The organism is Achromobacter insuavis (assembly GCF_902859645.1).
GTDB classification, from domain to species: Bacteria; Pseudomonadota; Gammaproteobacteria; order Burkholderiales; family Burkholderiaceae_B; genus Achromobacter; species Achromobacter insuavis.
In genome coordinates, this window is record NZ_CADIJR010000011.1 from 20,402 (window position 1) to 32,719 (window position 12,318).

Here is a 12,318-nt window from a genome sequence, read left to right on the forward strand (position 1 = left end):
TGCGAAGTGTAGGCAGCGCCGGGCCTTGCTCCTACGGCGCCGCCGCAATAGCTGTTATGCGTGGGGCCGTGCCGCTAGCGGCCCTGGAACACCGGCGCGCGCTTTTCCAGGAAGGCGCGGCGCGCCTCCATGGCGTCCTCGGTCCTGGCGATGGCCGCCGTCATGTCCTGCTCGTAGCGATAGCCGTCGCGCAGGCTCATGTCCTCGATGGCGTTGAGCGTCTGCTTGGCCAGGATCGTCGCCAGCGGGCTCTTGGCGGCCAGCTCGCGCGCCAGTTCCAGCGCGCGCGGCATCAGCGCGTCCGCCGGCAGCGCTTCCTCGACCACGCCGAGCCGGTACAGCTCGTTGCCGTCCACCCGCAGCCCGGTCAGCATCATGCGCCGCAGCCGCGAATGGCCGAACAGCCGCATGCCATGGCGGCCGCCGCCCAGCAGCCCGACGTTGATCTCCGGCAGGCCCACCACCGCGTCGGACGCCGCCAGCAGGATGTCGCACGAAGCCACGATCGCCAGCCCCGCGCCCAGCGCCGCGCCGTTGATGGCGCCCACCACCGGCTTGGCGCATTCGCGGATCGCATGGAAGCACTCGCGCGTGCGGCGCGAATGCTGCGGCAGGTCGCCCGGCCCCTTGATGGTGGCGGCGCGGTTCTTCAGGTCGGCGCCGGCGCAGAAGGTCTTGCCCTGGCCCGACAGCACCACCGCCCGCACCTCGGGCGTCTCGGAAATGCGGTCCAGCACCCACGACAGCTCGTTCATCATCTCGGTGCTGAGCGCGTTGACGGGGGGATTGGCCAGCAGGATGGTGGCGACGCCGCCGTCGAGGCTGACGTCCAGCGCGGTGTAGGGCCCGGCCAGGTTTTCCGGCATGGTCATGGTGTGTCTCCTTGTTCTTTGGCCGGATGGGCCGGTCAGATGATCTTGCGGTCGCGGTAGTCCTGGATCTGCGCCGCGCTCAGTCCCAGTTCGGCCAGCACCTCGTCGGTGTGCTGGCCCAGCAGCGCCGGCGCGCGGTCCACCCGCAGCGCCGATTGGCCGAAGCGCAGCGGGTTCATCACCTGCGGCACCTCGCCGGCGGCGGGGTGGGGCAGGCGCCGCAGCATGCCGCGGTGCAGCACTTGCGGGTCCTCGAACACCTCGGGCACCGTGTTGATCGAGCCGGCCGGCACCCCGGCCCGCTTGAGCAGGTCCAGCCAGTGGGCGCGCGGCTCGCGGATGAAAATGGCGTCCAGCAGCGGATCGAGCGTGTCCAGGTTCTTCACGCGCTGGCTGTTGCTGACATAGCGCGGATCGCGCGCCAGGCCGGGCTGACCCAGCGCCTCGCACAGGGTGGCGAACTGCGCGTCGTTGCCCACCACGATGACGATGTCGCCATCGGCGCAGGCAAAGGTGCGCTGCGGCTGGATATTCGGGTGCGCGGTGCCGGTGCGGCGCGGCACCCGCCCGCCCAGCAGGAAGTTCATGGCCTGGTTGGCCAAGAGACCCACCTGCACGTCCAGCATGGCCACGTCGATGTACTCGCCCTGGCCGGTCTGCGCGCGCCGCAGCAGGGCGGCCACGATGCCCAGCGCCGCGTACACGCCGGTGGTCAGGTCGACGATCGGCACGCCCACCTTCTGCGGCCCGCCGCCCGGCCGGTCGTCGCGCTCGCCGGTCACGCTCATCAGCCCGCCCATGGCCTGGATCAGGAAGTCGTAGGCCGGCTCGGCCGCGCGCGGCCCGGTCTGGCCGAACCCCGTGACCGAGCAATACACCAGGCGCGGGTTGATCGCCGACAGCGACGCATAGTCCAGCCCCAGCCGCGCCAGCGTGCCGACCTTGTAGTTCTCCAGCACCACGTCCGCGTCGCGGCACAGCTGCTTGACCAGCGCCTGGCCCTCGGCCGTCTGCAGGTCCAGCGTGATCGAGCGCTTGCCCCGGTTGGTGGCCACGAAGTAGGCGCCGTCCGCCGTGTCCTGGCCCTGCTCGTCCTTCAGGAAGGGCGGCCCCCAGGACCGGGTGTCGTCGCCCTGGCCGGGCCGCTCGACCTTGATGACATCGGCGCCCAGGTCGGCCAGGATCTGGCTGGCCCAGGGGCCGGCCAGCACGCGGCTCAGGTCGAGCACTTTCAGGTTTGATAACAGCGGCTGCAACGCCTTCTCCTTGACTGCTGTGAAGTGCGGCCAGTCTAGGATTTCCGCGTCGCGGCAGGCTCCACTCGGATGGCAAAGCTGTTATGCGTGATGGGACGCCGTCCCCGGTACAATTCGGCCCAGCATGCCCGGGTCGCAAGGGGCATTCCGGTAGTCCGTGCAGCGTAGACAAAGGTCCCCCGATGCGCCTGAACCAGTGCCAGAATTTCCACGACTTCCGCCGCATGGCGCGCCAGCGGCTGCCCGGCCCGATCTTCAACTACATCGACGGCGCCGCCGACGATGAGACCACCTACCGCCGCAACACCGAGGCCTTCGAGGCCTGCGACCTGGTGCCCGACGTGCTGCGCGGCGTGGCCGACGTCGACATGTCCGTCACCGTCATGGGCCAGAAGCTGGCCTTGCCGGTCTACTGCTCGCCCACCGCGCTGCAACGCCTGTTCCACCACGACGGCGAACGCGCCGTGGCCGCCGCCGCCGGCAAGTTCGGCACCATGTTCGGGGTGTCCTCGCTGGGCACCGTCAGCCTGGAAGAGGCGCGCCAGATCAGCGGCGGCCCGCAGGTCTACCAGTTCTACTTCCACAAGGACCGCGGCCTGAACCGCGACATGATGGCGCGCGCCAAGGCCGCCGGGGTGCAGGTCATGATGCTGACGGTCGACAGCATCACCGGCGGCAACCGCGAGCGCGACAAGCGCACCGGCTTTGCCATCCCGTTCCGCCTGAACCTGGCCGGCATCGCCCAGTTCGCCATCAAGCCGGCCTGGGCCATCAATTACGCCACCCACGAACGCTTCCGCCTGCCGCAGCTGGACGGCCACGTCGACATGGGCGGCGGCGCCATGTCCATCAGCCGCTATTTCACCGAGATGCTCGACCCCGCCATGACCTGGGACGACGTCGCCGCCATGGTGCGCGAGTGGGGCGGCCAGTTTTGCCTGAAGGGCATCATGTCGGTCGAGGACGCCAAACGCGCCGTCGACATCGGCTGCACCGGCATCGTCCTGTCCAACCACGGCGGCCGCCAGCTCGACGGCTCGCGCAGCGCCTTCGACCAGTTGGCCGAGATCGTCGACGCCGTGGGCGACCGCATCGACGTGATGATGGACGGCGGCGTGCAGCGCGGCACGCACGTGCTCAAGGCGCTGGCGCTGGGCGCCAAGGCGGTGGGGCTGGGCCGCTACTACCTGTTCCCGCTGGCCGCCGCCGGGCGGCCCGGCGTGGAACGGGCGCTGGAGCAGATGCGCGTGGAGATCGAGCGCGCGATGAAGCTGATGGGCTGCCGGACGGTGGCGGAGCTGCAGCGGCGGCATCTGCGGTTCCGTTGAAGCGGCCGCCGGCGGCGGGTTTGATACAGTCGCGGAACTGCCCGATAAACAGAAACACCCTGCCGGTGGCCCGCCGCCCGTCAGTTGGATAGCAATCCGGCTTGCGGGATGTCGAGGACCGGCCGGGCCCGGATCGTCGACGCTTTGGAGTTTTCATGCATATTCGTCCCCGTCTGACCGCTTCGATCGCCGCGCTGACGCTGGCGCTGCTGGCCGCGCCGCCGGTCATCGCCGCCTCTGCCCAAGCCGAAGCCCCCGCGGGCGCGACCACCTGCGCCTTCAGCGCCTGGGCCAACTACGACAAGCCGTCGATCACCGTGCGCGACGCGCCGTCCGCCAGCGCCAAGGCCCTGGGCCAGATCCCCGCCAAGCCCGCCGCCGGCGAGCCGGAGTATTCGTACAGCGTCACCTTCGACGTGAAGGAAGCCAGGGACGGCTGGCTCAGGATCGCCAACGCCAGCGATGCCTACAACGAGGAAGAATATCCGGAGCGTGCGCCGCGCAAGCTCTACAAGGGCGAAGGCTGGATCCGCGCCGACGATGCCCGGGTCGGCATCCAGTCCGCGCGCGGCTATGCCAAGCCCGACGCCGCCAGCCAGCGCCTGGTGGACCTGGGCAGCGACTGGCTGACCGAAATGGGCAAGATCCAGGGCATCCGCGCCTGCCATGAAAGCTGGGTGCTGCTGGATTACCTGGTGGACCGCAAGCGCTCGCCCAAGGATGAGATCGTCGAACGCCCCAAGGGCGAGCAACTGGCCGGGCGCGCCTGGTTCCGGGGGCTGTGCGACGTGCAGGAGACGAGCTGCGACATGAAGTCGGTGGACCGGTAATGGCAGGCTTCATGCCGGTGATCCTGGCGCGGGCATCCATTGCGGAACCGGAATAGGGCGACCCGTGGCCGACTCCAGGATGATTCAGCAGTGCCTATTCATGACTTCAGTGGATGAGGCTGACTTCGCTGCCGCGCTATTGAAAGCACGTCCCTCGATCCGCTTCGTCGACATGCGGGAGCAGCCGGACGTCGAGCGGCCGGGATACAGGAATCGAATCGATGCGTGTGGCGGGGTTCACGTGACGATCGTGGATTCATCCATCATCTCCGAAGCGGATTTTCACAATCGCTATGTGAAACGTCATCCCTCGGGAAAGGGGTGGATCTACGCGCTGGTGGGATCGGGGCTGGTCAGCCTTTTGCGGTCAAGAACCGCGGACTTTCTTCCGGATTCGATGCTCAACGGCGAGCTGCGAGCGTCCATTCCCGCGGGTGACGAGCATACCGAGGCATTCGTGGCGATCGTGCTGCATGAGGCAAGGGCGCGCGGACAGAAGGTGGTGTCAATTGACGCTGCGACGGGTCAGCGCGGAGCACGGGTTGATCGGAAATTCATTGCGTGGCCAGACGCGGCACGGAAATTTGATGGCCTGAACGGCGCCTATCTGGCCAATGGAGCACATGCCCTATTTGTTCCGAAGGGTGCTAGCGCCGCCTGATACTTCTTCGCGATGCTATTGCACGATTGTCGAACGCGCCGAGGGCAGGTAACACGCCGGGTGTGCGCGGTTCGGCGGGGTCGGCGATGTGGAGCAGACGGCTTGCGATATGAAGTCGGTGGATCGGTAACGTTTCGGGGCTCGTCGTGCCGAACCCGCAGTTCACGACATCAGGAGCGCGAGTCAGGATAGCGCTCTCAGGGCGTTGTCGGTACGTCCTAAGTATTCAGCTCCCCACTTGACACTACCAATTGAATGAGATCGTATCTCATTATTTTCTTTGCGATGCTGATGCGCCTAGCCGATAAACGCTTGGCGGCCCTTGTCCCCCCCCTGAAGAGGGAACGATGATCATTGTTGGAAAGTTGGTGAAGATGGCGGTTAAGGTTCTCGCGTTGGTCATGGCCGCGGTATGTATATCAACCGTGGAACCAATGCGCGCGGCGCGAGCGTTCGAGACTATCTCCGAGTACGAAACCGCTTTCCAACAGCAAAACGGGGGCCGGGATCTGCGGTCTCTAAGTGTGCATCCCAACGGTCAGGATTGGCTGTTTTTGGAATGCCTCGATCAGGAAGATAGTTGTTTTGTCATGCGCTACAACTTAGGGTCGGGAATACTCTCCCGTTTTGTGTTGCCTGAAGGTTATTCGTATTCTTACGCGCATTATTCGCCTCGCGGCACATATATCTTGATGAGTCGCAACCCTCTCTATGGTAGGACCTACGCAGACGCTCAACGAGGGGTGAGCGCGTCTCAGATTTTGATGATGCGAAGTGATGGCACGGATCTTCGAATTTTGCCAGTTTCCCCTGGCGTGAACCTTTCGCCGGGAATGTCTCCGGACGAAAGGAAAATCGCGTTCTGGAGAAGTGATCGAGTTTTGCCTCCCGGCAGGGTTTCGTTATTGGATTTGAATATTTGGGAATACGATCTTTCGTCTAAGTCTGAGAGATTATTTACTGGCAAGAAGTTCGATTTTCTGAGTGGCAGAGAGTTGTTCTATCGCAATGGCAATGAAATCTTTCTTGGTTCTTATGGCCCGAGCTCCCGGTTAAGAAATCCGGGTTATGGAAAGAAATATTATGGCAATGAAATTTTTACGCTAAGTCGGGGGCAGCTTGAAGATCCAGTGCCTGTTCAATATCCCAATGTCATCAATGCCAGTTTTAGGACTGCTGATGACCAGGGAAATGTCTTTGTGTGGGCTGGCACGATTCAAGATCCATCTCAGGGCCTGATGCGTGTTTCTCCCGATCAGCGTCAAACCATTTGGAGAGCACGTACGCGCAGCTACCCCAAAGAACTCGCGGCGGACCCGGCGGGTCGTTTTGTGGCGGCAATATTCTGGGATCTTCCCATGAGTCGAGGTGAAAAGCGGGTGGGGTTTGCCAAATTCAGCCTTGAAACCCAGTCCTGGGAGAACGTGCGCGTACCCTCTGTGGAGCAAGCGACATTGATCCAAGTGTCTGCTGCAGATCTCTAAAACTGCGAGGCTCAGCTATACAAGCTCGGCGTGGTTTCTCTTTGAAGTGCTTCTCCGTTGCCCGGTTCGGCCAATTCAATATTGGAGTTGATTGATAATGCGCTACCACTTCTGTTCATGACTTCGATGAGGTGGCTAAATGGCTGCAGAACAACAATCAACTGGTGTTGATGGGTTTACTGTTTTTGATGCGTCAGCTTGGATGCCTGTTTATGGCGAGTGGTGCGGTCCTGGATGGTCTGCTGGGCAGAGAAATCCAAATATAACAATCCAGCAAATGCTGGACAGTCCTGTACTGATGCTTCCGGGAGGCCAGGCGAGTGTTATCGACACAATATGCAAGGCGCACGACATCGCTTATGCGAAGGCAGCGGGACAACCCAACGAGGCATATTTGATCGCTGAGGCAGATAGAGCCTTGCTTGAAGCATTGCGAGAGGTGGACTTCAAATCTCTTCCCGAGCAGGAGAGCGGATATGCGACGTTCATGGCGTTTGCTTTCTATCACAAGCTGATGATTATCGACTGGCCTCGGGCGGGTGTTGAGGCGCTTTGGGAAAAAATAAAGAGCCTCACTGCTTGGGTAGCGGGCATGCTGGATCGGCTCAACGGCTTGACGTATACGGATATTTTCGGCAATACCATTGTTGGAACGTCATTTTCCGGAAATGTGGAAGGTCTGGCCTATGTGATAAAGGGAGTGACCGGCACAAGGCTAGGTGGTAGAACTGCGACATTCACTCATTACAAAGACGGTTATCAGGACCTGTACTCTGGCGTTGATAGTGCTTATGACCCCAATGCAGGTGCAGTCCTCAAAGTATGGGTTGACGGAACGATTACTCTAATTGAGGGCCTTCGACAGATTCAGTTGACCAGCCCATCGGCGACTGGTGTGCCACAACCATTGGCTGGAAGTTTCGTTAACCCTGTGCCCGGCGCGGGCAAGGACCCTAACGCAGCGCGTTTTTTCTGGAACGGGTTTTACGTTTTTGACGGCACGCGATGGTCGAAAAAGGCATCCGGAGAATTCGATGCTTGGGTTTGCGTCTCTAATGAATGCGTAGCCGTACCCAAGATGGCACGATAAATGCTGAACATCGGGCCTGGTTGCTGCCCGATTGCCTCATGCATCGCAAGCGTTTACCCAGGAATGAGATCGTCGAGCGCGCAGGAGCGAGCAACTGGCCGGGCGCGCGAGGTTCGGCGGGCTTTGCGATGTGTGGCAGAAGAAATGCGATATGAAGTCGGTGGATCGGTAAGTCAATAAATTTCCCCGTTTATCGCGGGGGGGGGCTTCCATCTGGGAGCCGGCACCAATCACACGCGTGCCACGCGCTCTCCCTCAGCGCAACCCTGCGGGAAGCCTTCCGACTCATGCGATGCTTATTAGCAACACTAATGCACATGAGAATAGTTCGCATTAAACTTCCTTTCGCCTTGTTTCACCCGCTCTGCGAAAGGAAGCCATCATGCAAGACCCGCGGCCCGTCGGCCTTCACCTCTCCCGTCGTCCACGCGCCACCCTGCGGCGCGCCACCAGCCTGGTATTGATGGCGTTAGCCAGCGGCGCCGTCCTGGCGCAGGAGAGTGGTGTCGCCACCTTGCCCGCCGTGCAGGTCCAGGCCGATGGCGACCCGACCACCACCGAGGGCACCGGTTCCTATACCCCGCGCGCCACGTCCGCCAGCACCGGCCTGCCGCTGTCGCTGCGCGAAACCCCGCAGTCGGTCACCGTGGTCACGCGCCAGCGCATCGAAGACCAGGACATGCGCTCGATCACCGACATCCTCGGCAACACCCCCGGCATCTCGGTGCAGAACTACGACAGCGAGCGCTACACCTTCAGCTCGCGCGGCTTCGCCATCAGCAACTACCTGTACGACGGCGTGCCCACCAGCTTTGATATCGGCTATGCCGGCGGTGAGTCGTCGCTGGACTCCATCATCTATGACCGCGTCGAAGTGGTGCGCGGCGCCACCGGCCTGCTGACCGGCGCCGGCAACCCGTCCGCCTCGGTCAACCTGGTCCGCAAGCACGCCACCAGCCGCGAATTCAAGGCTGACCTGAGCGTCAGCGCCGGCACCTCGGACGCCTATCGCGCCAGCGCCGACCTGTCCTCGCCGCTGAACGCCAGCGGCAGCGTGCGCGGCCGCATCGTCTCGGCCTACCAGGACAACCACTCGTACCTGGACGGCTACCAGAACCGCAAGAAGGTCTTCTACGGCGTCGTCGACGCCGACCTGACCGCTCGCACGACGTTGAGCGTCGGCTTCAACTACCAGGACAACCAGCCGCGGCGCAGCAGCTGGGGCGGCTTCCCGTTGTGGTACGCCGACGGCGGCCGCACCGACTGGAAACGCTCGCTCAACACCGGCGCCGACTGGACCAAGTGGGCCAGCACCACCGAAGGCGCCTTCGCCAGCCTGGAGCACCGCTTCGACAACGATTGGCGCGTGCAGGCCAGCGTCTCGCATTCCAAGCACGAAATGGATGGCAAGCTGCTCTACCTGTATGGCTGGCCCGACCGCGGCACCGGCCTGGGCATGGGCGCCTCGGCCCAGCGCTACTACGGCGACCGCAAGCAGAACAGCCTGGATATCAAGGCCTCCGGCCCCTTCTCGTTGTTCGGCCGCCAGCACGAAGCGGTGGTCGGCGCCAGCTTCACCCGCCAGTACGCCGAATTCTTCAACCGCGGCGCCGTCTCGCCGGCGCCGATCGGCAACTTCCTGGAATGGGACGGCTCCTACCCTGAACCGCAGTGGAGCGACACTGCCACCCTGGCCAGCCGCTACACCACCAAGCAGGCCGGCTGGTACGGCGCGCTGCGCTTCAGCCTGGCCGATCCGCTCAAGCTGATCGTCGGCGGCCGCTACAGCACGTGGAAGACGGACTCGGTTGGTTTTGGCGGCGGCAGCCGGCAGGCGTTCGACAAGGACGCGTTCGTGCCCTACGCGGGCCTGCTGTACGACATCAACGAGAACTACACGGCCTATGTCAGCTACACGGGCATCTTCAACCCGCAGAGCTTTCAGGATCGCAACGGCAGCTGGCTCGATCCGCTGGAAGGCAAGGCCTACGAGGCGGGGGTCAAGGGTGAGTTCCTCGATGGCCGCCTGAATGCGTCGGCATCCGTGTTCCAGGTCAACCAGGACAACCTCGCGCAGGAAGACACCGGCTATCTGATTCCCGGCACCATCAACCAGGCCTACCGCGCCACCAAGGGCACCCGCAGCCGCGGCTTCGACCTGGAACTGTCGGGCGAGGTCTCGCCGGGCTGGAACGTGGCGGCCGGTTGGTCGCACTGGACCGCGCGCGACGGCGAGGGCAGCCCGATCCAGACCGACCAGCCGCGCAGCCTGGTGCGCTTGTTCACGACCTATCAGTTGCCGGGCGATTGGAACCGGCTGACGGTGGGCGGCGGCGTCAACTGGCAGAGCCACGTCTACACGATCGCCAACGGTCCCAATGGCGAAGAACGCGTGGGGCAGGGCAGCTATGCGCTGGTCAACCTGATGGCGCGCTACAAGTTCGACAAGAGCCTGTCGGCGCAGCTGAACGTCAACAACCTGATGGACCGCAAGTACTACTCGCAGATCGGCTTCTACAGCCAGGGCGCGTGGGCGGCGGGGCGCAGCGCGACGTTGACGATGCGGTATCAGTATTGAGGTGACGGAGGTATAGCGTCAGTCTGAATAATCGCCCGAAACTGACGCGCTTGCCCATCCTTCAACGAAGGGCCTACGTACCCAAGCTGAGCGTGGGTGGGTGAGCGCTCGTGATTGGCATTAGGTGGCATCGTCAGAATAGACACCCATGCCTGACGAGACTCCGATGTGCCAGCGACTGGAGTTCAATCCGTAGGCTAGTCCATTGGCAGTTCGGGATCACTTTTCCCGTTGATTGGTCCGCGCCATAGTCGAGGGGCGGTTTGAGGGTAGCGGTTCTTCTTTGCTGCCACAGGAATATAAAAATAGATAAAATATGTTACCAACAGAATTGTGACGCACAGCCTGTCCTCCCAGGCTCATTACATCGAGGTAACCAATTGGCCATGACGACCATCGAGAGTCAGGACCTGACGATCGCCGGGGTTCTGCAGAGTTTTTACGTAGTTCCCGACTACCAGCGAGAATATGTCTGGGAGACTGATCAAGTAGAACAGCTACTTGGAGATATCTTTGGGGAGTTGGGCAGTCGTGCTGAGGGTGCGGTGCCGGAATATTTCATCGGCAGCATCGTAGTCTGTCCTGGGCCGAGTGGTGTTCTGGAACTGATTGACGGGCAGCAGCGGATGACGACGATCTACGTCGCTTTGTGTGCAATTCGTGACCATTTGGTAGAGCTGAGACAGACCCCTCCAGGAGCTCTAGGGGCGCAGATCGCCGCGACGTCCACTGATGTCAATGGCCAGGATCATTATCGGCTTCGGATGGATCTTCAGTACGAAGACAGCGGCGGCATGCTGCAACGGTTGGCCGCACAAGATAGCGATAATTATCCTGTTGAAAAACTGACCCGGTCGATGGCCAATATTCACAATGCGTATTTGACCGCGCGTAGCTTCTTGCAGCGGGAATTTGGGCTCAATAGTGAGGCGACGCGCGCTTTTTACGGTTATCTGACTAACCGGGTAAAACTCATACGTATCCAGACCCAGGATGTAGCCAAGGCGTTAAAGGTATTTGAAACGATTAACGACCGAGGGGTAGGCCTGGATTCGATGGATCTGCTGAAGAACCTTTTGTTCATGAAGGCCAGTCGAGATAATTTCGAGAAACTCAAGGTCACCTGGAAGGAGCTTCAGGACACAATATTTGCGATGGGTGAGAAGCCATTGCGATTTCTACGTTATTTCATATTCAGCAATTATGACGTCGATGTTTTGCGGGAGGATGAGATATATGGGTGGTTGACCAAACACGAAGCACTTTGCGGATATGCGAATAATCCCCTGGCTTTTGCGAAGGAATTGGTGGCATCGGCATCTGCTTACCGTAATTTCTTCTCGGGCAAAGATCAAAATGGTAACGCTAATCGCTTTCTGGAAAACATGCAGTACCTAGGGGGCAAGGCTGCCCGCCAGCATTTGATCCTATTACTTGGGGGGCGTCATCTCACTGGGGAGCTGTTTGACCGTCTTTGTTCGGAAGTTGAGAACCTCTTTTTCTGCTATGTGATCACGCGTGAGCCTACACGTGACTTTGAGCGAGACTTTGTACGCTGGGCAGCTGAACTTAGGCAGGTGAAAACTTCTGATCAGTTCGAAAAATTTGTCGCGGAGAGATTCACTAGCGCACGGATTGCGTTGTCCTCCAGGTTTCTTGACGCTATGCGTCGCCTTACTTCTAAATCTGTCCAAAAATACCGCTTGCGCTATATTCTAGCAAAATTGACTCAATTCGTTGAGCTAGAAGCGTATGGGGAAAGTGAGGGCACCCGTTGGCTCAATCGATATATTAATGGCGGCTTCGAAATAGAACATATTCTTCCGGAGAACCCCAGTAGTGAGGCAGTGTCCGAGTTTGGGGGCGGGGATTTGGATGAATTGGCCCAGCGGTTGGGTAATCTCGTTTTGGCAGAGAAATCTATCAACGCTTCTTTGGGCAATCGACCGTATTCAAAAAAGCGCCATGTGTACCTGCAATCGCAACTGTTGCTAACGCGAGTGCTGCCTGAAAGGCCAAAAATCGGATCGAACACGAGGATTGACCGCACCGTCGCGGCGCTGAGCCCTTTTGATAGTTGGAATGCAGACGCAATAGAAAGACGACAATGTCTTCTGGCTGATTTGGCATGGCGAGCCTGGGGCATCGTCGGTGGCGTGTCGAGTGTCCAGTCGACAGAAGTAATCGTTTAGAGTGACGATGTTGATGAGAAATCAGGC

9 protein-coding genes are annotated in these 12,318 nt (G+C 61.0%); 7 read left to right on the top strand and 2 right to left on the bottom strand.

Going from position 1 to position 12,318, the window contains the following annotated elements; genetic code table 11:
• Window positions 1-74 precede the first annotated feature (74 nt).
• The gene (locus tag H0523_RS08550; RefSeq protein ID WP_156349992.1) at window positions 75-872 is read right to left on the bottom strand and encodes an enoyl-CoA hydratase/isomerase family protein; all 798 of its coding nucleotides are present in this window, start codon (window positions 870-872) and stop codon (window positions 75-77) included.
• A 35-nt stretch (window positions 873-907) separates the two neighbouring features.
• The gene (locus tag H0523_RS08555; RefSeq protein WP_054429765.1) at window positions 908-2,128 is read right to left on the bottom strand and encodes a CaiB/BaiF CoA transferase family protein; all 1,221 of its coding nucleotides are present in this window, start codon (window positions 2,126-2,128) and stop codon (window positions 908-910) included.
• A 182-nt stretch (window positions 2,129-2,310) separates the two neighbouring features.
• Here H0523_RS08555 and H0523_RS08560 point away from each other — a divergent pair, with 182 nt between their 5' ends.
• The 7 genes from H0523_RS08560 to H0523_RS08590 all read left to right on the top strand — a co-directional run bounded on the left by H0523_RS08560 (window position 2,311) and on the right by H0523_RS08590 (window position 12,291).
• Entirely contained in the window at window positions 2,311-3,456 is a 1,146-nt protein-coding gene (locus H0523_RS08560) for an alpha-hydroxy acid oxidase (RefSeq protein WP_054429764.1), read from the top strand.
• A gap of 155 nt (window positions 3,457-3,611) precedes the next feature.
• Entirely contained in the window at window positions 3,612-4,286 is a 675-nt protein-coding gene (locus H0523_RS08565; RefSeq protein ID WP_054429763.1) for a hypothetical protein, read from the top strand.
• Between the two features lie 79 nt (window positions 4,287-4,365).
• Window positions 4,366-4,947, top strand: a complete 582-nt coding sequence (locus H0523_RS08570; RefSeq protein ID WP_502711662.1) for a DUF8467 domain-containing protein — start codon at window positions 4,366-4,368, stop codon at window positions 4,945-4,947.
• A 347-nt stretch (window positions 4,948-5,294) separates the two neighbouring features.
• The gene (locus tag H0523_RS08575) at window positions 5,295-6,431 is read left to right on the top strand and encodes a TolB family protein (protein ID WP_156349991.1); all 1,137 of its coding nucleotides are present in this window, start codon (window positions 5,295-5,297) and stop codon (window positions 6,429-6,431) included.
• A 139-nt stretch (window positions 6,432-6,570) separates the two neighbouring features.
• Entirely contained in the window at window positions 6,571-7,521 is a 951-nt protein-coding gene (locus tag H0523_RS08580; RefSeq protein ID WP_156349990.1) for a hypothetical protein, read from the top strand.
• Window positions 7,522-7,903: 382 nt separating this feature from the next.
• On the top strand, window positions 7,904-10,099 hold the full coding sequence (gene fhuE / locus H0523_RS08585; protein WP_054429761.1) for a ferric-rhodotorulic acid/ferric-coprogen receptor FhuE: 2,196 nt from the start codon (window positions 7,904-7,906) through the stop codon (window positions 10,097-10,099).
• Between the two features lie 386 nt (window positions 10,100-10,485).
• Window positions 10,486-12,291 carry a DUF262 domain-containing protein gene (locus H0523_RS08590; RefSeq protein WP_231689747.1) on the top strand — a complete coding sequence of 602 codons (1,806 nt, stop codon included), beginning with the start codon at window positions 10,486-10,488 and terminating at the stop codon, window positions 12,289-12,291.
• The last annotated feature ends 27 nt before the right edge of the window (window positions 12,292-12,318 follow it).